The sequence below is a fragment of the Enterobacter sp. fkY84-1 genome, from assembly GCF_052974705.1.
This window is the reverse complement of sequence record NZ_CP169393.1, coordinates 2,829,258-2,848,307: the sequence shown is the minus strand read 5'-3', so window position 1 is coordinate 2,848,307 and position 19,050 is coordinate 2,829,258. Positions and strand designations below refer to the sequence as shown.

The 19,050-nt window shown below is 54.3% G+C and carries 19 protein-coding genes and 1 pseudogene; 13 read left to right on the top strand and 7 right to left on the bottom strand.

Annotated features, from left to right (window positions below):
* On the top strand, positions 1-870 hold the full coding sequence (gene copD, locus ACEPLT_RS13670) for a copper homeostasis membrane protein CopD (RefSeq protein ID WP_008500467.1): 870 nt from the start codon (positions 1-3) through the stop codon (positions 868-870).
* A 16-nt stretch (positions 871-886) separates the two neighbouring features.
* Positions 887-1,225 carry a YebY family protein gene (locus ACEPLT_RS13665; RefSeq protein ID WP_008500468.1) on the top strand — a complete coding sequence of 113 codons (339 nt, stop codon included), beginning with the start codon at positions 887-889 and terminating at the stop codon, positions 1,223-1,225.
* Between the two features lie 405 nt (positions 1,226-1,630).
* Here ACEPLT_RS13665 and ACEPLT_RS13660 read toward each other — a convergent pair whose 3' ends face one another.
* A complete protein-coding gene (locus ACEPLT_RS13660) occupies positions 1,631-2,572 on the bottom strand; it encodes a VirK/YbjX family protein (RefSeq protein WP_021240429.1) in 942 nt (313 codons plus the stop codon).
* A 166-nt stretch (positions 2,573-2,738) separates the two neighbouring features.
* On the opposite strand from ACEPLT_RS13660, the gene pphA reads away from it, so the two are divergent.
* Positions 2,739-3,383, top strand: a complete 645-nt coding sequence (gene pphA / locus ACEPLT_RS13655; protein WP_232928639.1) for a protein-serine/threonine phosphatase — start codon at positions 2,739-2,741, stop codon at positions 3,381-3,383.
* Positions 3,384-3,417: 34 nt separating this feature from the next.
* On the opposite strand, the gene ACEPLT_RS13650 is transcribed toward pphA, so the two are convergent.
* From ACEPLT_RS13650 to yebS, 4 genes are all read right to left on the bottom strand, one after another.
* Complete coding sequence (locus tag ACEPLT_RS13650) at positions 3,418-3,657, bottom strand: YebV family protein (RefSeq protein WP_008500472.1); 240 nt, start codon at positions 3,655-3,657, stop codon at positions 3,418-3,420.
* A gap of 107 nt (positions 3,658-3,764) precedes the next feature.
* A complete protein-coding gene (gene rsmF, locus ACEPLT_RS13645; RefSeq protein ID WP_232928637.1) occupies positions 3,765-5,207 on the bottom strand; it encodes a 16S rRNA (cytosine(1407)-C(5))-methyltransferase RsmF in 1,443 nt (480 codons plus the stop codon).
* Positions 5,208-5,284: 77 nt separating this feature from the next.
* Positions 5,285-7,918, bottom strand: coding sequence for a PqiB family protein (locus tag ACEPLT_RS13640; protein WP_023325508.1), 2,634 nt, complete (start codon positions 7,916-7,918; stop codon positions 5,285-5,287).
* Complete coding sequence (yebS, locus tag ACEPLT_RS13635; RefSeq protein ID WP_021240425.1) at positions 7,887-9,170, bottom strand: membrane integrity lipid transport subunit YebS; 1,284 nt, start codon at positions 9,168-9,170, stop codon at positions 7,887-7,889. Before yebS ends, ACEPLT_RS13640 begins: the two co-directional genes overlap by 32 nt.
* A gap of 132 nt (positions 9,171-9,302) precedes the next feature.
* Here yebS and ACEPLT_RS13630 point away from each other — a divergent pair, with 132 nt between their 5' ends.
* The 4 genes from ACEPLT_RS13630 to htpX all read left to right on the top strand — a co-directional run bounded on the left by ACEPLT_RS13630 (position 9,303) and on the right by htpX (position 13,726).
* Positions 9,303-9,800, top strand: coding sequence for a GAF domain-containing protein (locus ACEPLT_RS13630; RefSeq protein ID WP_008500476.1), 498 nt, complete (start codon positions 9,303-9,305; stop codon positions 9,798-9,800).
* Between the two features lie 96 nt (positions 9,801-9,896).
* Positions 9,897-10,583: an RNA chaperone ProQ gene (gene proQ / locus ACEPLT_RS13625; protein WP_014884292.1), complete on the top strand. Its 687-nt coding sequence runs from the start codon at positions 9,897-9,899 to the stop codon at positions 10,581-10,583.
* A gap of 19 nt (positions 10,584-10,602) precedes the next feature.
* Complete coding sequence (gene prc, locus ACEPLT_RS13620) at positions 10,603-12,651, top strand: carboxy terminal-processing peptidase (protein ID WP_008500478.1); 2,049 nt, start codon at positions 10,603-10,605, stop codon at positions 12,649-12,651.
* Positions 12,652-12,844: 193 nt separating this feature from the next.
* Positions 12,845-13,726, top strand: a complete 882-nt coding sequence (gene htpX, locus ACEPLT_RS13615; RefSeq protein WP_447088268.1) for a protease HtpX — start codon at positions 12,845-12,847, stop codon at positions 13,724-13,726.
* Between the two features lie 50 nt (positions 13,727-13,776).
* Here the strand turns inward: htpX and ACEPLT_RS13610 are convergent, their stop codons facing one another.
* Positions 13,777-15,150: an MFS transporter gene (locus ACEPLT_RS13610; RefSeq protein ID WP_032675029.1), complete on the bottom strand. Its 1,374-nt coding sequence runs from the start codon at positions 15,148-15,150 to the stop codon at positions 13,777-13,779.
* A gap of 178 nt (positions 15,151-15,328) precedes the next feature.
* Here ACEPLT_RS13610 and kdgR point away from each other — a divergent pair, with 178 nt between their 5' ends.
* Complete coding sequence (gene kdgR / locus ACEPLT_RS13605) at positions 15,329-16,120, top strand: DNA-binding transcriptional regulator KdgR (RefSeq protein ID WP_008500482.1); 792 nt, start codon at positions 15,329-15,331, stop codon at positions 16,118-16,120.
* A 66-nt stretch (positions 16,121-16,186) separates the two neighbouring features.
* On the opposite strand, the gene ACEPLT_RS13600 is transcribed toward kdgR, so the two are convergent.
* Entirely contained in the window at positions 16,187-16,426 is a 240-nt protein-coding gene (locus tag ACEPLT_RS13600) for a YobH family protein (RefSeq protein ID WP_008500483.1), read from the bottom strand.
* Between the two features lie 159 nt (positions 16,427-16,585).
* Here ACEPLT_RS13600 and mgrB point away from each other — a divergent pair, with 159 nt between their 5' ends.
* The 5 genes and pseudogenes from mgrB (at position 16,586) to cspE (ending at position 19,001) form a co-directional block, all read left to right on the top strand.
* Positions 16,586-16,729, top strand: coding sequence for a PhoP/PhoQ regulator MgrB (mgrB, locus tag ACEPLT_RS13595; RefSeq protein ID WP_006175995.1), 144 nt, complete (start codon positions 16,586-16,588; stop codon positions 16,727-16,729).
* Between the two features lie 74 nt (positions 16,730-16,803).
* The gene (locus tag ACEPLT_RS13590) at positions 16,804-17,094 is read left to right on the top strand and encodes a YebO family protein (RefSeq protein ID WP_008500484.1); all 291 of its coding nucleotides are present in this window, start codon (positions 16,804-16,806) and stop codon (positions 17,092-17,094) included.
* 24 nt (positions 17,095-17,118) lie between these two features.
* A complete protein-coding gene (locus tag ACEPLT_RS13585; protein WP_074165698.1) occupies positions 17,119-18,108 on the top strand; it encodes an MBL fold metallo-hydrolase in 990 nt (329 codons plus the stop codon).
* A 525-nt stretch (positions 18,109-18,633) separates the two neighbouring features.
* A pseudogene (locus ACEPLT_RS13580) lies at positions 18,634-18,778 on the top strand (DUF2627 domain-containing protein).
* A 13-nt stretch (positions 18,779-18,791) separates the two neighbouring features.
* Positions 18,792-19,001, top strand: a complete 210-nt coding sequence (gene cspE / locus ACEPLT_RS13575; protein ID WP_001062678.1) for a transcription antiterminator/RNA stability regulator CspE — start codon at positions 18,792-18,794, stop codon at positions 18,999-19,001.
* Positions 19,002-19,050: the final 49 nt, after the last annotated feature.

Genomic DNA, 19,050 nt, shown 5'->3' with positions numbered 1-19,050 from the left:
ATGCTGGCGCTGTGTTATATCGGGTTGCGCTTTATCCATTTCGGGGCGCTGATGCTGATTTTTGGCAACGCGCTTTACAGCGTCTGGTTTGCGCCTTCCTCTCTCCAGCGGCTGATGTCCCGACGTTTCCAGCTGCAGCAGAAAGTGGCGGCTTTTGTGAGCCTGGCGGCTGCACTCCTGATGTTTATGCTTCAGGGCGGGCAGATGGGTAACGGCTGGGGCGATGTATTTGCCCCACAGGTCTGGTCCGGCGTAATGAGGACACAGTTTGGCGGCGTCTGGCTGTGGCAAATGATTCTCGCTGCGATGACGGTCGCTGCAGCATGGCTCGCGCCGCTGAAGGGTTCGCGGCTGCTGCTGCTCGCCATGGGGCAGCTTATCCTGCTGGCGGGGGTAGGGCACGCGGCGATGAACGACGGTCCGATGGGGGCGCTGCAGCGCCTTAATCACGCTTTTCACCTGATCTGTGCTGCTACCTGGCTTGGCGGATTACTGCCCCTGCTGTTCTGCATGCGTCTGGCGAAAGGGCGCTGGCAGAATGCCGCCATCTATACCATGATGCGCTTCTCGCGCGTGGGCCATTATGCGGTCGCGGGCGTGCTGCTCAGCGGAGCGATCAATGCACTCATGATACTGGGCGTCCATATTCCCTGGCAGGCTGACTACGTGCAGTTTTTGTTGTTCAAATGTGCGCTGGTGGCGTTGATGGTGGTAATTGCGCTGGCAAATCGGTATTTTCTGGTGCCACGGTTTCGTCCGGAGACCGGGCGAGCACAACAGATTTTTATCAGGATGACACAGGCAGAAGTGGTGCTGGGGGCGCTGGTACTGGCAACGGTCAGTCTGTTCGCCACCTGGGAACCCTTCTGACAAGGTTAAATATCATATGAAAAAGACAGTACTTTCTCTCATATTGCTGGCCTGCACGGGGAGCGCGTTTGCCGCACCGCAGGTTATCACCGTCAGCCGTTTTGAAGTGGGTAAGGACAAATGGGCCTTCAACCGCGAAGAGGTGATGCTGACCTGCCGTCCGGGCCATGCGCTGTACGCGATTAACCCGAGCACGCTGGTGCAATACCCGTTAAATGAAACCGCCGAGCAGCAGGTGGCCAGCGGAAAGAGCAGCGGCCAGCCGATTAGCATCATTCAGATCGATGACCCGGCGAATCCGGGACAGAAAATGAGCCTGGCCCCGTTTATCGAGCGCGCGGACAAGCTCTGCTAACGTTCAGGTTTCCAATAAAAAACCGCAGATGCTTGCGAAAGCACTGCGGTTTTTCACATTTTATGATGCTCTGGCGCTTTTTTTCCGACCGCTTTAGCTGTGGACTGGAAAACCTGGCGTCGTCATCTATTCTTAAAAGGCAAGGCGACTTAGCCTGCATTAATGCCAACTTTTAGCGCACGGCTCTCTCCCAAGAGCCATTTCCCTGGACCGAATACAGGAATCGTATTCGGTCTCTTTTTATCTGCATAAAAGTAAAAGACTAATCCTTTTGTTGTCTCACTTCTGCAGCGCACGTCCTGTACGTCTGGTTAAAACATAACACACTACGGCATGCTGTAGTCCAGCCCTTTTTGCCTGTTTTGTTAAATTTTCGTGTGCAATTCAAGAAAGCGCGTGCGGGGTCTAAAAGTGCGACTTAACCGACGCCTCAATTTCATCAAGCAGCTCAAAACGACGGCGGTATTCAGCGCGTTTTTTACTGGCAATCTCTTCAAGCGATTTACGCGCCATCTGTAGCGGCAGCTGCCAGCAGAAGGCTGAGAGCTTTTTACCGTCCAGAGAGGCCCAAAATTCATCATAGCTGGCGTGGAAATGGCGGCCTTTGCTGAGGCGATAGCGCAGCGCACGGAATACGTGGCCCTCATCGCTGACGGCAAAAATCGCCCGGACGGAGGACTGTGCAGCCAGCTGGAAAAGCACTTCCATCAACACGCGCTTAGGGAACAAACCGTGGCAGGCGCGGGTGGCCTGTTTAATAACGTCACGCGTTACGCTGCGGCGGGGGCCCTGAAGCCCACCGATGACCATGACCTGTTGCCCATTGCTGCGCGCGACGCTAAAGGTCAGGCTGGCCAGCAGCGTATCCTCGTTGTCGCGAAGCCAAAGCGTGCTTTCGCCTTCACGCTCGGCTTTCCCCGCAGAGGACGCATTAACCGTATAGATAACTCCGTCTTTTGCATGGAACTGCGCAACGGGCTTCTCCTGTGGGCTGGTCAGTGCCAGGGCGAGGCCGCTCTCTTTCAGGCTATCAATCCAGTAATAATGGCTAACGATCGCGTCGGCGCGATCGTTAGCCGTCAAACCGCGCATCAGGTACTGCCGGTGGGTTTTGCTCGGCAATGTAATTTGAGAGGCCAGAAGTCTGTCGAAATCGTCGCGACCAGAAAGCGCCTCCAGCATGCGATGGGTAGAAGACCAGAATACCAGCGAACGTAACAGGAACTTCAGGCGATATTCGCGCTTGCGCCAAATCGGCCCCGGGACGCGTTTGCCGTTCACAAGCTCAGAAATAATATTTGTGCGATGCGGATAGAAAACATCGTTATGCAGGTGCGTATTAGACACGTGAAGACCCCTCTTTTTTTATACCCTTATTCTAAAGAGCCAGGAAAAAGGGATTAATAGCGCGAGGATCTTTATTTCTGTTTGGTTTACCGTTTGTTTCACTTCGTGAGGACCACGCCCGGCTGTTGCCCTTTCTGTGGCGGCTATACTGTTAACAGGAGGGGCTATGTATCAGCGAATTGAAGGTGGAATGTGGCGTCACGTCTGGGTGGTCAGCGATATACATGGCTGTTATCAGCGGCTTATGGATGAGCTTAAACGCCGTCATTTTAATCCGTATGAGGATTTGCTTATTTCCGTTGGGGATATGATCGATCGCGGTCCGGACAGCGTTAAATCATTACAGCTTATCAATGAAAAATGGTTTCGTGCCGTCCGGGGCAACCATGAGCAAATGGCGCTCGACAGTCTGGATAATAACGATTTTTCACTCTGGACAATGAATGGCGGAATATGGTTCAGGCAACTTGACCGGGACCAGCAACAGCTTGCGCTATCGTTGCTCGAGGCCTGTCACGATTTACCGCATATCATCGAGATAACCTGTGCGAACGGTCTGAACGTGATTGCCCATGCGGATTATCCGGCAGCGGAATACCGCTGGCAAAAACCGGTGAGCGCCCAGCGCGTTTTATGGGATCGCGATCGGTTGATGGGGTTTATGGTGGGTAAAGGGCAGGGCATCAGCGGTGCGGATCATTTCTGGTTCGGACATACGCCCGTCGACAGAAGGTATGATTTTGACAATCTGCACTACATTGATACGGGGGCCGTATTTGACGGTTACTTTACGCTGGCGCAGCTGCAGTAATAAATAACCCGCCTTCGGGCGGGTTCTCTTTAGGTCAGGCAAGACGCATGACCCAGGCATCGGTTTTACTATCGTAATGCTCACGGTAAAGAACAGAATGTTCGCCATCAAGTATTGCCGGGACGCTGGTGTCTGCATCCCATGCATCGAGCTGCATGCACAAATCCGGGTCGGATTTGCAGGGAATACTTAACGTTCGATCGCCTTGCGCTTCGCCGCGCAGTTCTGCGTCGTCGATCTCAAAAGCGCCAATACGCACGCTGGTTTTCGTCATAGTGCTCTCCGGGTCGGTTGTCAAAATCTGGTATGACCAGTACGGCCACCCATTTTTGATCGTAGACAAGGAGAGCAAAATCGCCAGTAAAAAAAATGCGCTTTTTTTCAGGCCGTGCGATCGTTACCGGTAAACAGTCGTCCATCCCGGACCAGCTCGCGCGGATAGCTGTTTTTCAGTCGTGAACCGACTTTTTTTGCCAGCCCGAGCGGGTATCCCTGATACGTCACGATCACTTCATCGCCTGATGGCGTGCTGTCAGGATAGACATCGCGACCACGGTACCACTCTTCGGCTTCCTGATGCGTCAGGGCAAAGGCATTCTCGTGCCCGGCAAGGGCGATGACGGCCTCATGCTGCCAGCGATAGCCTTTATTATGCACTTCCGCCAGGCGGATCCCAATTCGGGAAAAACGGACCTTTCCGATGAGCGGTTCGATCTCAGCCGGGAACAGCCATACCTCTTTATCACGGATCCAGAGGTGCAGGCTCTCATCCCAGATCAGGCCAACCTTTTCGGCGGCGGCGACAAGCTGTGCTGCATCGCGACCTTTGAGGGGGACAAACGGGAAGTTGCCGACCTTGAATTTGGGTGCGGGCAGGGGAGCAACCGCCTGCGTTTTACGCAGACGTGCCACAAAGAAGCCTTCGCAGTCGTAAATCTGCGGGAATACGTGGAGGAAACCCTCCGGCGTAATCGCCTCCTGTGCCGAGGCGAACAGATCGTTAAGCGGCAGGAATTCGACCGCATCCGGGTATTGCGCTTTCAGCCACAGGCAGACGTCTTCGTTTTCATCGCGGTTTAAGGTACACGTTGAATAGACCAGCGTGCCGCCTGGGCGAAGGGCATGGAATGCGCTCTCGATCAGCTCCCGCTGCGTGGCGGCGATCTCAAGGTTGCTTTCCACGGACCAGTTCTTTAACGCATCGGGATCTTTACGCACCACCCCTTCACCGGAGCAGGGAGCGTCCAGCAGAATGGCGTCGAAGGCTTCCGGCAGGGCGGCGCCAAACACGCGGCCGTCGAAGTGCGTCAGGGCAACGTTATGAATACCGCAGCGGCTGATGTTGGCATGCAATACCTTCACGCGGCTGGCGGAAAACTCGTTGGCGAGGATCGCGCCCCGGTTACCCATACGGGCGGCAATCTGCGTGGTTTTTGAGCCAGGCGCCGCGGCCACATCCATTACGCGTTCAGGCGAATTGCCATCGGCGAACAGGGCTGCCACCGGCAGCATCGAGCTGGCTTCCTGGATATAGAACAGGCCGCTCAGATGTTCAGCGGTGCTTCCCAGCGGCACGGCGTCTTCGTCATCGCGCTCGATCCAGAACCCCTCAACGCACCACGGTACCGGCGTAACCTGCCAGCCGTAGGGCGCGACCAGCGCCAGAAAATCCTCGACGCTGATTTTCAGCGTGTTGACGCGAATACTGCGGCGTAACGGACGCTGGCAGGCGGCGATAAAATCGTCTAACGACAGGTGAGAAGGAAGCGCCTCGCGCATCTGCGCCAGGAATTGTTCAGGAAGAAATACGGAGTTTTGAGCCACGGGCACACCACAGGGAAAAGTTCAGGTGCGCAGTGTAACATAAAGGCTCCGGTGCGTTGACACCGGAGCCTTGCAGATTAACGCGGCAGGGCGGTTCCCCATTCGCGCCACTCTTTCGGTTCGCTTTCGAGCAGCAGGAAATGTTTACCCGGCTGCGCTTTCGGCGCCAGCGGCGTCCCCGGCGGTGTGGCAAACGCAATACCACCGCGAATGAACTGGTTGAAGGTCCCGGTTTTCACCACGCCTCCCGTCAGGCCGAAGTCCAGCGAGTAGCCGGATGCCAGCCAGAACACCGAGTTATTACGCACCAGGTGCTGGTAGCGTTCGCTGATGCGTAGCGCCACCATCACGCGGTCGGAGAGCGTCCCGAGCGTCAGGCCCGTGACCGTACCGACCTCAATGCCGCGGAACAGGACCGGCGTGCCGATGCTCAGCGAGCCGGCTTCCGGCACTTCCACCACGATGCTCAGGCCACCAAGGTAGCGCGAGTCGGTGATCGTGGCTTCCTGCAGCTCGAAATCACGACGGGCATTGCCCTGGCCGGGCTCAACGTTGATGTACGGCTGCAAAATGGTGTCGAGATGCTCAACGCCTGCGGCCGAGATCTGCGGTGTCACCACCGAGAAGCGCGAACCCGCGCGCGCAAAGGTCTGCACATATTCCGGGTAGAGCACGGCGGTAGCCTGCACCTCGTTGCGCGAGGTGATCAGCGTCAGCTTCTGGATCTGCCCGATATCAATGCCCAGGTAGCGGATGGGCATGCCTTCCGCCAGCTTGCCGGCGTCAAACGCGTGCAGGGTAATCTGCCCGCCCACGGCGCGTGCGGCGGTCTCGGACGGGAAGAGAATTCGCTTATCGCCTTTACGCAGGTTCGCGCCCGCTCCGCTGAGGTTATCGAAGCTAATCGCCCCGCGCAGCGCGCGTGACAGCGGAGAGGCCTGCACGGTCAGTCCATTACCGTTCAGCTGCACTTTCGCGCCGCCTTCAGCCCAGAAGACGCTGTTCGGCGTCAGCAGCTTGCGGTACTCCGGCTTGATGTGCAGTTCGATATCAAAGGCGTCGGCACGCGGGCGAACGGTGATCACTTCCCCGACTTCAAACTTGCGATACAGCACCACGGAGCCCGCCTGAACGTCCGGCAGGGTCTCGGCGCTTAACGTCAGCGTGGTGGTAGGAAGATCGCTCAGGCTGTTTTCAATCGCTTTCTCAAGGTTGGCATACAGCGGGTAGCTGTCGCGCACGGGGCCTTTATCCCCCGGCAAAATACGGATGCCGCCGTTCACCCATTCGCTGGCGCTGGCGCCGAGAAACTCCACGCCGTCCAGACCTACCTTCACGTCGACGCGACTGTTCACCACGAATTTACTGTCGCCATGTACCAGGTCTCTGTATTGCGGGTCGATGGCAACGGAGAATTGCACCCCATCCGCGGAGAGCTTCCGCTCCAGCACCTGTCCCACCTGCACGCCGTGTAAAATCAACGGCTGACCGGCTTCAATCCCATAGCTTTCTGGCGCATTGAGCGTAACCGTCACGACGCCCGGCTTTTGCAGCAGGGCTTTATCCGCCGGGGCAATCACGAAGCTATTGCTGGGCTGACCTTCCCCGGGGATCAGCTCAAAGGTATTGCCGGTCAGCAGCGTGCTGAGGCTGGTATCGTTCAGGGAGATCTTTGGACTGCGCATTTCGATGCGCGTTTTCTCGCGCAGGAGATCGACCACGCTCGGATCGACCGTCATTTCGCCAGTGACCGAACCGCCCGGGTTGAGCGTCATTTTGGTGAGCTGGCCGACCTGCAGACCCTGATACATCAGCGGCGTTGAACCCGCTTTTAGTCCTTTAGCATCGGGAAGGGCGAGTTTGACGATCACGCCGCGCTGGCTGTGCGCCAGATCGGCGTACAATCCGAACGTGTCATCAGCCGTGGCAGGGCTTGAGTTTTCCGGGGAGTCAAAGGCGATGGCGCCGTTCACCAGTGCGGCCAGACTCTCCAGCTTCACTTTTGCACCGCTCAGGCTGAGGTCGGCATCCACGCCGGACACGTTCCAGAAGCGGCTGCCCTTTTTCACCAGATTGGTGAAGCGGCGCTCGATCAGCACATCAATGGTGACGCCCTGTTTATTCGGGTTAATCGCATAATCGTACACGCGGCCAACCGGGATCTTACGAAAATAGACCAGGGAGCCGCTGTTCAGGGAACCGAGGTCCGGCGCCTGGAGATGAATCATCAAATCGCCGTTATTGAGGCGGTATTTGGGCTGCGTATCCAGAGCCACAAAGTGATCCTGCGGTTCGCCTTTGCCGGGCATCATGCCGATATAGTTACCGCCGACGAGCGCATCCAGACCGGAAACACCGGCCAGCGAGGCTTTTGGCGTCACCAGCCAGAACTGCGTTTCGCTGCGCAGGGCATCCTGCATGTCAGATTTAATGCTGACCCGCACCTGAATCTTGTTCAGCCCTTTTCCAAGGGAGATATCCTGAACCGTACCCACTTCAACCCCCTGGAAGCGAACGGGGGTTCGCCCGGCGACGATGCCGTCGGCGGTCTGGAAATCAATGGTGACGGTACTGCCGCGATCCTCATAGCTTGTCCAGATAAGCCAGCCTGCAATCATCAGGGCGATGACGGGCAGCAACCAGAATGGCGAAATGCGGCGTTTTGTTTTAATTCTCGCTTCAGTCGGCGAAGCGGGGGTTTCCTGACTCATGTGCATCCCAAAGTAAGCGGCTATCCAGCCATTCCACAGCAAGAATAGTCAATATCACCGCAGAGCCGAAATAAAAAGCCGCGGGTCCCATTGTAAAAGCAAGTAACTGATCGCGATTGATGAGCGACATCATCAGCGAAATCACGAACAGATCTAACATTGACCAGCGGCCAATCCAGGTGACGAATCGCAGAAGCAAAATGCGGGTCCGTAAACCTTGTTCACACTTTAAGTGAATGCTGATGAGCAGGGTAATCATCACCACCACTTTGGTAAAGGGAACCAGGATACTGGCAATAAAGACGATTGCCGCCACCCCGACATTGCTGTGCGCAAGGGAGATAATCCCGGAGAGGATAGTATCCTCCTGACGTCCACCATTCACGTAAATGATGGAAATCGGCAGCATATTGGCGGGGATCAGGAACACCAGGGAGGCGATCAGCGCCGCCCAGCATTTTTGCAGGCTGTTATTGCGCCGCAGTCTCAACGGAATGTGGCACCGCGGGCAGCGTCCGCGCGTGTCGGGTAACCCGGTATAGTGGCAACCCAGACAGACGCGCAGATTTTCATCGGGACGCGTGGCGGGGCGCTGAGGGTAGAATCGCTCCCAGAGCTGCTCAACGTTCAGGTGGATCAGCGTCAGGATGCTCAGCAATACCAGACAGATGAAGGCAAAGAGTCCGACGCCGGGCTGCAAAAAGGCGTAGTCCTGCACCTTTATTGACGCAACCCCCACGCCTACCAGATAAATATCCAGCATGACCCACTCTTTGAGCTTATCCAGCATCAGCAGCACCGGGCGAAGGTTCATGCCAAGAATGTTGCCAAACCAGAGATAGGCAATGGCGGCAACCAGCACCAGGGGTGCGCCGACGGTGCAGAACAGCACCATCGCGGCGGTGATGGGATCGCCCTGACGGGTCATCTGCCAGATGCCCTGCAGCACGTTGGCGTCAATGCGCACGCCGAGCAGGTAGAGTTTTAGCAGCGGCTCACTCCAGGCGAAGGGCATCAGCAGCAGCATGGTAACGGCCATGGCGGCGAGGCGGGTCAACGACCAGTCGCGGCCATCGCGAATTTTGGCGTCACAGCGGGGGCAGAAGGCACTTTGGTGCGATTTCATCTTCGGCAACATAAAAAGCGTATCGCACTGGGGGCAACGCTGATAATGTGCACGAGGCAAAGCTTCGCTTACCGTATGGACAGTTATCTTTCTCGTCGGCGTAATTTTGGTTGTTTTTAAGGCCATCAGCTGCGCACAAATAAGTATTGTTGAAAGTTATAATAACTCATGAACGGATTCATCTTGAGCATGAGCGCATTTAATGCTTATTTTAATAGGCTATGCGGTAATTTTGTAAGACAACTAAGTGATTGAATAATGAACAAAACAGAATTCTACGCGGATCTGAACCGCGATTTTAAGGCATTGATGGCGGGTGAGACCAGCTTCTTAGCCACTCTGGCAAATACTAGCGCATTGCTGTTTGAACGTCTCTCTGACGTGAACTGGGCGGGCTTTTACCTTCTGGAAGGTGAAACGCTGGTGCTCGGTCCGTTCCAGGGCAAACTGGCCTGCGTGCGTATTCCGGTAGGGCGTGGCGTATGCGGCACGGCGGTGGCCGAGAATCAGGTCCAGCGTGTGGAAGACGTTCATGCGTTTGACGGGCACATCGCCTGTGATGCCGCCAGTAATTCTGAAATCGTTCTGCCGCTGGTGGTCAAAAATCAGATTATTGGCGTTCTGGACATCGACAGTACGGTCTTCAGTCGCTTTACAACCGAGGACGAACAGGGGCTGCGCGAGCTGGTGGCGAATCTGGAAAACGTACTCGCAGCAACCGATTATCAAAAATTCTTTGCGAGCGTCGCAGGATAATCAACGGATAACGTAGCATTTACTGATAGCGTCATTATAATGACGCCTGTTCATGCCTGCGCTTGTTGGCAACGTCCGTTGTAATCAGGAAATTTCATGGAAAATCAACCTAAGTTGAATAGCAGTAAAGAAGTTATCGCATTTCTGGCCGAGCGTTTCCCGCAGTGCTTCAGCGCGGAAGGCGAAGCTCGTCCCCTGAAAGTCGGTATTTTTCAGGATCTGGTGGCGCGTGTTGAAGGGGAAATGAACCTCAGCAAAACTCAGCTGCGTTCCGCCTTACGTCTTTATACTTCGAGCTGGCGTTACCTGTACGGTATCAAACCTGGCGCGACCCGCGTGGATCTCGACGGCAACCCTTGCGGTGAGCTGGACGAGCAGCACGTTGAGCACGCGCGCAAGCAGCTGGAAGAAGCCAAAGCACGCGTTCAGGCACAACGTGCAGAACAGCAAGCGAAAAAACGCGAAGCCGCCGCGGCAAACGGCCAGGAAGAAGCGCCTCGTCGTGAGCGTAAACCACGCCCTGCGCCGCGTCGTCACGATAATAACGATCGCAAACCGCGTGCAGACAAACCAGCAGCAAAAGCCCCGCGTGCGCCTCGTGAAGAGCCGCGCCATACCCCGGTTTCTGACATCAACGCCCTGAGCGTGGGTCAGGCACTGAAGGTAAAAGCGGGTAACAATGCTATGGACGCCACCGTACTGGAAATCACCAAAGATGGCGTTCGTGTACAGCTGACTTCTGGTATGTCAATGATTGTACGCGCAGAACACTTGTTGTTCTGAAACGGAGGCCAAGCCTGGCATGAACACTTTTTTTAAGCTCACCGCGCTGGCGGGCCTGTTTGCTATAACAGGTCACGCCTTTGCAGTGGACGATATCACGCGTGTTGATCAAATTCCGGTACTCAAGGAAGAGACGCAGCACGCGACGGTGAGCGAGCGCGTGACCTCACGTTTCACCCGTTCGCACTATCGTCAGTTCGATCTCGATCAGGCCTTTTCGGCCAAAATCTTTGACCGCTATCTGAACTTGCTGGATTACAGCCATAACGTTTTGCTCGCCAGCGATGTCGAGCAGTTCGCTAAGCGGAAATCCGAGGTGGGTGACGAGTTGCGTTCAGGCAAGCTGGATCTCTTCTACGATCTCTACAACCTGTCGCAAAAGCGCCGCTTCGAACGCTATCAGTACGCGCTGAAAGTGCTGGAACGTCCGATGGACTTCACCGGCAACGACACCTTCAATCTGGACCGCAGCAAAGCGCCCTGGCCAAAAGATGAAGCCGAGCTGAATGCGCTGTGGGACGGCAAAGTGAAATACGACGAGCTGAGCCTTAAGCTCACCGGCAAAGACGAAAAAGAGATCCGTGACACGCTGACGCGTCGTTACAAATTTGCCATTCGTCGCCTGGCACAGACCAACAGTGAGGATGTTTTCTCACTGGCCATGACGGCCTTTGCGCACGAAATCGATCCGCACACCAATTATCTCTCACCTCGCAACACCGAGCAGTTTAATACCGAAATGAGCCTGTCTCTGGAAGGTATCGGCGCGGTGCTGCAGATGGACGATGATTATACGGTGATCAATTCGATGGTCGCGGGTGGTCCGGCATCCAAAAGCAAAGCCATTAGCGTAGGCGATCGCATTGTGGGTGTGGGACAAACCGGCCAGAACATGGTCGATGTGATCGGCTGGCGTCTTGATGACGTGGTTGCGCTGATCAAAGGTCCGAAGGGCAGCAAGGTTCGTCTGGAAATTCTGCCAGCCGGAAAAGGTACCAAAACCCGTATCGTTACCCTGACCCGTGAGCGTATCCGTCTGGAAGATCGCGCGGTGAAAATGTCGGTGAAAACCGTGGGTAAAGAGAAGGTGGGTGTCCTGGATATTCCTGGCTTCTACGTCGGGTTGACTGACGATGTGAAAGTTCAACTGCAGAAACTTGAAAAGCAGAACGTCAGCAGCATCATCATCGACCTGCGCAGTAACGGCGGCGGGGCGCTGACGGAAGCGGTTTCACTCTCTGGCCTGTTCATCCCATCTGGCCCGGTGGTTCAGGTGCGCGATAACAACGGTAAAGTGCGCGAAGATGCGGACAATGACGGTGTGGTCTACTACAAAGGCCCGCTGGTGGTTCTGGTTGACCGCTTCAGTGCATCTGCATCTGAGATCTTCGCCGCTGCCATGCAGGACTACGGCCGCGCGCTGATCGTCGGTGAGCCAACCTTCGGTAAAGGCACCGTTCAGCAGTACCGCTCTCTGAATCGGATTTACGATCAAATGCTGCGTCCGGAATGGCCTGCACTGGGCTCGGTTCAGTACACCATTCAGAAATTCTACCGCGTAAACGGCGGCAGTACGCAGCGTAAGGGTGTCACGCCGGATATCATCATGCCGACAGGCACTCAGGAGACGGAAACTGGCGAGAAGTTTGAAGATAACGCGTTGCCGTGGGACAGCATCAATGCCGCGACCTACGTGAAAGCGGGTGATATGACGCAATTTGGCCCTGAGCTGCTGAAGGCGCATAACGACCGCATCGCGAAAGATCCGGAGTTCCAGTACATCCTGAAGGATATTGCCCGATTCAATGCCCTGAAAGATAAGCGGAATATCGTTTCTCTGAACTACGCTCAGCGTGAAAAAGAGAACAACGAAGACGATGCAACCCGCCTGGCGCGTATCAACGATCGCTTCAAGCGCGAAGGTAAACCTCTGCTCAAGAAACTGGACGATCTGCCAAAAGATTACCAGGAGCCGGATCCGTATCTCGACGAGACGGTGCATATCGCGCTCGACCTGGCGAATCAGGAAAAAGAGAAACCTGCCGTACAGCCCGCTCCGGCAAAATAACCTCCCAACAGGCACAAGAGATTGTGCCTGTTTCTTTTTGTTCTTCATCCTTCCGTCAGCCAGATTTTCAATTGTGTAAAGTTGTGTCTTTCTGGTGACTTACGCCCGCCGGATGCTTGAAAATAGCCGCAATACCCATACGATGTGGGTAATCGCATAGTGCGTTTTGTTAAACTGAGGTAAAAAGAAAATTATGATGCGAATCGCGCTCTTCCTGCTCACCAACCTGGCGGTGATGGTGGTTTTCGGGCTCGTGCTAAGCCTGACAGGAATTCAGTCGAGCAGCGTTCAGGGTCTGTTGATTATGGCGCTGCTGTTTGGTTTTGGTGGCTCGTTCATCTCCCTGCTGATGTCAAAGTGGATGGCATTGAAATCGGTAGGGGGTGAGGTTATTGAACAGCCGCGTAACGATATGGAACAGTGGCTGATGAATACGGTGGCTCAGCAGTCCCGTCAGGCCGGGATCGCCATGCCGCAGGTGGCCATTTACCATGCTCCGGACATCAACGCGTTCGCCACGGGTGCCCGTCGCGATGCGTCACTGGTCGCTGTTAGCACCGGACTGCTGCAGAACATGAGCCGTGACGAAGCCGAAGCGGTTATCGCCCACGAAATCAGCCATATCGCAAACGGTGACATGGTGACCATGACCCTGATTCAGGGCGTGGTAAACACCTTCGTGATCTTTATCTCCCGTATTCTGGCGCAGATTGCCGCTGGCTTCATTGGCGGCAACCGTGACGAAGGCGAAGAGAGCAACGGCAACCCGCTGATCTATTTTGCCGTGTCGATGGTGCTGGAACTGGTATTCGGTATTCTGGCGAGCATCATCACGATGTGGTTCTCCCGCCACCGTGAATTCCACGCGGATGCCGGTTCTGCGAAGCTGGTTGGTCGCGAGAAGATGATTGCCGCGCTGCAGCGTCTGAAAACCTCCTACGAGCCGCAGGAAGCGAACAGCATGATGGCCTTCTGCATTAACGGTAAATCCAAATCGCTGAGCGAGCTGTTTATGTCTCACCCGCCGCTGGATAAACGTATTGAAGCGCTGCGCAGTGGGGAATACCTGAAGTAACGCAACAAAACACAATAAGCCGGGCAGGAGAACACTCCGCCCGGCTTTTTTTATGCCTGAACCCTAGGCTGGGTCACCCGCAGGCCGCTGACGATAGCCGCGAGGGTGGCAAGTACACCGGCGGTGAGGAGGGCAACATGGTTGCCGTTCTGGCCTGCGAGGTTAAACATCAGGGCGACCAGCGCTGCACCGGTGCTTTGCCCAAGCAGACGCGCGGTTCCCAACATGCCGCTGGCCCCTCCGCTACGATGGCGCGGTGCTGAGGTGATAATGGTGTGGTTATTGGGGGACTGGAAAAGCCCAAACCCCGCGCCGCAGAGGATCATGCGCCAGATGATGTCCAGATCGGAAGGCGACGAGGGCAGCAATGCCAGTGCGAAAAGGCCTGTCGCCATTACCGCCAGCCCCAGCGCCCCGAGTAAACCGGCGTGAACGCGTTCAATTAAGTACCCTGCCAGCGGGGCCATCACCATGGTCGCCAGCGGCCAGGGGGTGAGCAGCAGTCCGGTCTCCACTTCTGACCGGCCTACCACGCTCTGCAGAAAGAAGGGCAGAGAAACCAGAGCCAGCATCTGGGCGCAAAACGAGCAGACGGACGTGCAAATGGAGAGTGAAAAGAGAGGAATACGCAGCAGATCAACGGGCAGCAAAGGCGCGGGGAGGGTGAGCTGGCGGCGAACAAAGAAGAAGCCGATCGCCAGCAGGGCGATGAGCTCCGCGCCGGTAAGCATCAGCGATTGTCCTTGCGCAAAGCCGCTCAGCGCCGTAATCAGCAGGCCGAAGGTCAGGGCATTCATCACCGCACTCGTCACGTCGAAGCGCGGCATGCTGATTTTGGGACCGTTAGCGGGAAGAAAGCGCAGGGCAAAGAAGATGGCGAGGATACCCAGCGGCACGTTAATGGCGAACAGCCATTGCCATGACGCGACGGAAAGGATCGCCGCCGCAATGGTTGGCCCTGCGGCTGAAGAGACGGCCACAATAAATGAGTTTATCCCCATCCCGCGCCCCAGATGGCGCTGCGGATAAATCAAACGGATCAGCGCCGTGTTTACGCTCATCAGCGCCGCGCCGCCAAAGCCCTGGGCGATGCGCGCAAGCGTCAGGGTATGCAGTGAATCTGAAAGGGCGCAGAACAGGGAGGTAAACGTGAAAACCACCAGGCCACACTGATACACCCGGCGATAGCCGAACATATCGCCCAGGAAAGAGAACGAGAGCAGTGAAACCACAATCGCAATCTGGTAGGCGTTAACAATCCAAATCGAACTGGCGGGTGAGGCATGCAGGTCGCTGGCGATGGTTGGCAGGGCAACGTTCGCAATCGCGCCGTCAAGGACGGCCATGGAGATACCGATAATGATGGTCGCTATTGCGCCATACCGCTGGGGTAAGGGCAGGCCATCGGAAAGATTCTTGTCCATCAGGAGTAAAAAGCTCAGCGTGAAATTATTCTCAGGGTAACTATTTTAGCATTGTTACAGCCGCGATATGTCGCAGATTTGTAACGAAGTAAACGCGGATTGATTGCAGCTGACATGACGGGAACTTATAATAAAAACCAGTTCTGATTTTTATAAAACACTCGCTATGAGGTGGTAAATGGCTATTGCGGATTTGGATAAACAACCAGATTCTGTTTCTTCCGTGCTGAAGGTGTTTGGCATCTTACAGGCGCTTGGAGAAGAGCGTGAAATAGGTATTACAGAGCTGTCACAGCGCGTGATGATGTCAAAAAGCACCGTTTATCGCTTTTTGCAAACCATGAAGTCACTGGGTTACGTTGCGCAGGAAGGCGAGTCTGAAAAATATTCTCTGACGCTGAAGCTGTTTGAACTGGGGGCGCGTGCGCTACAAAACGTTGACCTGATCCGCAGCGCGGACATTCAGATGCGTGAAATCTCTCGCCTGACCAAAGAGACCATTCATCTCGGTGCGCTGGATGAAGACAGCATCGTTTACATCCATAAAATCGACTCCATGTACAATCTGCGCATGTATTCGCGCATTGGGCGCCGCAACCCGCTCTACAGTACCGCGATTGGTAAGGTTCTGCTGGCGTGGCGCGATCGCGAGGAAGTGGAGCAGATCCTCGAAGGCGTGGAATACAAGCGCAGCACGGAACGAACCATTACCAGTACGGAAGCGCTGCTGACGGTGCTCGACCGCGTGCGCGAGCAAGGGTATGGCGAAGATAACGAAGAGCAGGAAGAGGGGCTGCGCTGTATCGGCGTCCCGGTATTTGACCGCTTTGGGGTGGTGATTGCAGGCTTAAGTATCTCTTTCCCAACCTTACGCTTCTCCGAAGAGCGTCTGCATGAGTATGTGACTATTCTGCACACTGCCGCACGTAAAATTTCTGAACAGATGGGCTATCACGACTACCCGTTTTAATCCCTGCTGAAATGAAAAAACGCCGCATCTGATGCGGCGTTTTTTATGCCTCATGAACCTGGCTGATTAGCCGTTATCAATCACGACGGATGTTTTACGCAGTACAGGACATTGGGTTAAGCCAATGATCCCGCTGTCAGTATGCAGATACTGGGCGGTGCTCATTCCTTGTGCGGTTAGGTATTTACACTGAATGCCTAACCCGGCTGCGTTTTCGGTGCTCCCCACAAGCACACCATAGCCCGTTAACAGGAGGCCAATCCAGACAAGGGCCAGTGCAATAATTGTTCGAATGATGAATCGCATTATTACCTCTTTTATCGTTGTTATCGTAATGCTAGCGTAACGTGTCTACGCAATGAAACAAGTGCAGCATTCTTAAAAACCGCGATGGAGGCGCAGTTAGTCCTTGTTTAAGATAAGCGTGATAATCTCGTTACATCAGGTCCTTAGACGGAGTGTGGAGTGAAAAAAATACGCTGGGTAATTCTGATTATCGTACTGATAGCGTGCGTGGTGTTATGGACGCAGACGATCAATGTGATGTGCGATCAGGATGTACAGTTTTTTAGCGGCGTTTGCGCAATCAACAAATTTATTCCGTGGTAATACACATTTTTTCTCAACGTGATTTCCTTCCTTCACGCCAGTGGTAAAATAGACGTTTTTATTGAGGTGGTGAAATGGGTGAGTTACTGAATTCAGGGCTGCTGAATATGGCATCCCTGATGATTTCTTTGGTGGTTCTGCTTGTGGGGCTGGTCATCTGGTTTTTCGTGAATCGGGCCAGTTCGCGTACAAATGAGCAGATCGAACTGCTGGAAGCACTGCTCGATCAGCAAAAACGCCAGAATGCATTGCTACGCCGTCTTTGCGAGGCTAACGAACCGGAAGAGAAAGACGCGCCGAAAGACGCGGTCGCTGAAGATAACAAAGACGAAGACGACTTTATCCGCCTGGTGGCTGAGCGTTAATCTTTTTTGTCCTGGGAGGTGGCTGTGGTCTGGAAAAATCCCTGGTATGACCCCTCCCTGAAACATCATACCCCGAACGGTTTTCGTAATACCCTTCCTGTCGGACATCAACCCGGTGACCTTGACCGTTGGCGTAAAGCGCGCAAAGAGGCCGGTTTACCGAAGCCGCCCGCGCTGGGTTATGACGATTTCATCCGCCAGTGGTGGCAACCGGTTGAGCTTGCGGCATCTCATGAAGATGGGGTGTGGTGGCTCGGACACGCGAGTGTGTTGCTGCAGCTGGACGGCAATATCATCCTTACCGATCCGGTGTTTTCTCGACGCGCTTCTCCGCTGCCTTTCCTGGGACCCCAGCGCAAAACGCCTCCCGTACTGTCTGTCGAGCAACTTCATCAGCTTGATGCGGTTGTCATCTCCCATAATCATTACGATCATCTTGATGACGCAACCATTCGCAGGATCCTCAAGCGCTTTCCCGACGTCTGTTGTTTCGTTCCGTTGGGCCTGGCCGACTGGTTTCGTCGCCGGGGAGCAAAACGCGTGGTCGAACTCGACTGGTGGCAGAGTTTAACCTGGCAGGGGATGACGCTGACCGCCGTGCCGGCACAGCACTGGAGCATGCGCACGCCATGGAACCGCAATCGTTCCTTATGGTGCGGCTGGGTGATGGAAGGACGGCATCACCGTTTCTGGTTCAGCGGTGATACCGGCTATTCGCCTGAGCTGTTGTTGATTCCTGAACGCCTGGGCCAGATAGATGCCGCCGCGTTGCCGATTGGTGCCTATGCCCCACGATGGTTCATGGCTGTTCATCATATGGATCCGCAATCAGCGGTGGCATTGTGGCAGCAGTTGGGTTGCCCTCTGGCGTTTCCAATTCACTGGGGCGTGTTTGAACTGGCAGATGAAGCTTTAGATGAACCTGTGCAGGAGTTAACTGACGCGCTCGATAATTTAGCACCAGTTAATCATTCTTTCAGGATACTGAAAATTGGTGAATATTTATCCTTCTAAACGAAGCGATAAATTGTTGCATATATTCTTGATGTAAACGCGCCTGGGAATGTTTTATTTTTATCGAAACGTTTTGCTTGCCTTCTTTTGATGCAGAGTCATAAAAATTTCATTATTTTGGTGCATAACGCTGTTTATTCGCTGGTGCATTTTAATACAGATGGAAGCGGGTTTTTAACAGTGTTTTTTCTCTGAAACAATTTGGTCGCGTTACAATGATTTAAGCATAACTTTTCACAAATTGTTCTAACTCAATCAGGACGAAAGATTTCTTTTCCTGGTTGCTGGACGGTTCGTAATGAATGAGCTATGTTAAAAAAGTCTTAGATTACAGCGGTTGTGCAAGCAATGCTGGGTCTTTGTTACGCAGCAGGGCTGTCTGTACGCGATGCGCATAATTGTGCAAAACCTGACAGGCACTGTTCGAATTTGTGCGGCGGATCGAGACATGTTTAAAAATGGCTTGCCATATTAAACATAGTGTGTGATAACACGTTTTGGGTCAAACGAGGTACAGTTCTGTTTATGTGTGGCATTTTCAGTAAAGAAGTCCTGAGTAAACACGTTGTCGTTGAATACCGCTTCTCTGCCGAACCTTATATTAGTGCCTCATGCAGTAATGTCTCAGTTTTATCTCAGTTAATGCCTGCGGGCTAAGAAAACACTCTAAGGAATTTTGCAAAATGGCAAAGATTAAAGGTCAAGTTAAGTGGTTCAACGAGTCTAAAGGTTTTGGTTTCATTACTCCTGCTGACGGCAGCAAAGACGTGTTCGTACACTTCTCTGCAATCCAGGGTAACGGCTTCAAAACTCTGGCTGAAGGCCAGAACGTTGAGTTCGAAATTCAGGACGGCCAGAAAGGCCCAGCTGCAGTTAACGTAACTGCTATCTGATCGAACCGCTGCTGACTGAAGTGCCCGGCACTTCACTCTCAGACATAAA

Bases quoted from the DNA above. Each gene is read 5' to 3' on its own strand.
- copD (WP_008500467.1), top strand. From the start codon at position 1: ATGCTGGCGCTGTGTTATATCGGGTTGCGCTTTATCCATTTCGGGGCG.
- ACEPLT_RS13665 (WP_008500468.1), top strand. From the start codon at position 887: ATGAAAAAGACAGTACTTTCTCTCATATTGCTGGCCTGCACGGGGAGC.
- pphA (WP_232928639.1), top strand. From the start codon at position 2,739: ATGTATCAGCGAATTGAAGGTGGAATGTGGCGTCACGTCTGGGTGGTC.
- ACEPLT_RS13650 (WP_008500472.1), bottom strand. From the start codon at position 3,657: ATGACGAAAACCAGCGTGCGTATTGGCGCTTTTGAGATCGACGACGCA.
- ACEPLT_RS13640 (WP_023325508.1), bottom strand. From the start codon at position 7,918: ATGAGTCAGGAAACCCCCGCTTCGCCGACTGAAGCGAGAATTAAAACA.
- yebS (WP_021240425.1), bottom strand. From the start codon at position 9,170: ATGGCCTTAAAAACAACCAAAATTACGCCGACGAGAAAGATAACTGTC.
- ACEPLT_RS13630 (WP_008500476.1), top strand. From the start codon at position 9,303: ATGAACAAAACAGAATTCTACGCGGATCTGAACCGCGATTTTAAGGCA.
- proQ (WP_014884292.1), top strand. From the start codon at position 9,897: ATGGAAAATCAACCTAAGTTGAATAGCAGTAAAGAAGTTATCGCATTT.
- prc (WP_008500478.1), top strand. From the start codon at position 10,603: ATGAACACTTTTTTTAAGCTCACCGCGCTGGCGGGCCTGTTTGCTATA.
- htpX (WP_447088268.1), top strand. From the start codon at position 12,845: ATGATGCGAATCGCGCTCTTCCTGCTCACCAACCTGGCGGTGATGGTG.
- ACEPLT_RS13610 (WP_032675029.1), bottom strand. From the start codon at position 15,150: ATGGACAAGAATCTTTCCGATGGCCTGCCCTTACCCCAGCGGTATGGC.
- kdgR (WP_008500482.1), top strand. From the start codon at position 15,329: ATGGCTATTGCGGATTTGGATAAACAACCAGATTCTGTTTCTTCCGTG.
- ACEPLT_RS13600 (WP_008500483.1), bottom strand. From the start codon at position 16,426: ATGCGATTCATCATTCGAACAATTATTGCACTGGCCCTTGTCTGGATT.
- ACEPLT_RS13590 (WP_008500484.1), top strand. From the start codon at position 16,804: ATGGGTGAGTTACTGAATTCAGGGCTGCTGAATATGGCATCCCTGATG.
- cspE (WP_001062678.1), top strand. From the start codon at position 18,792: ATGGCAAAGATTAAAGGTCAAGTTAAGTGGTTCAACGAGTCTAAAGGT.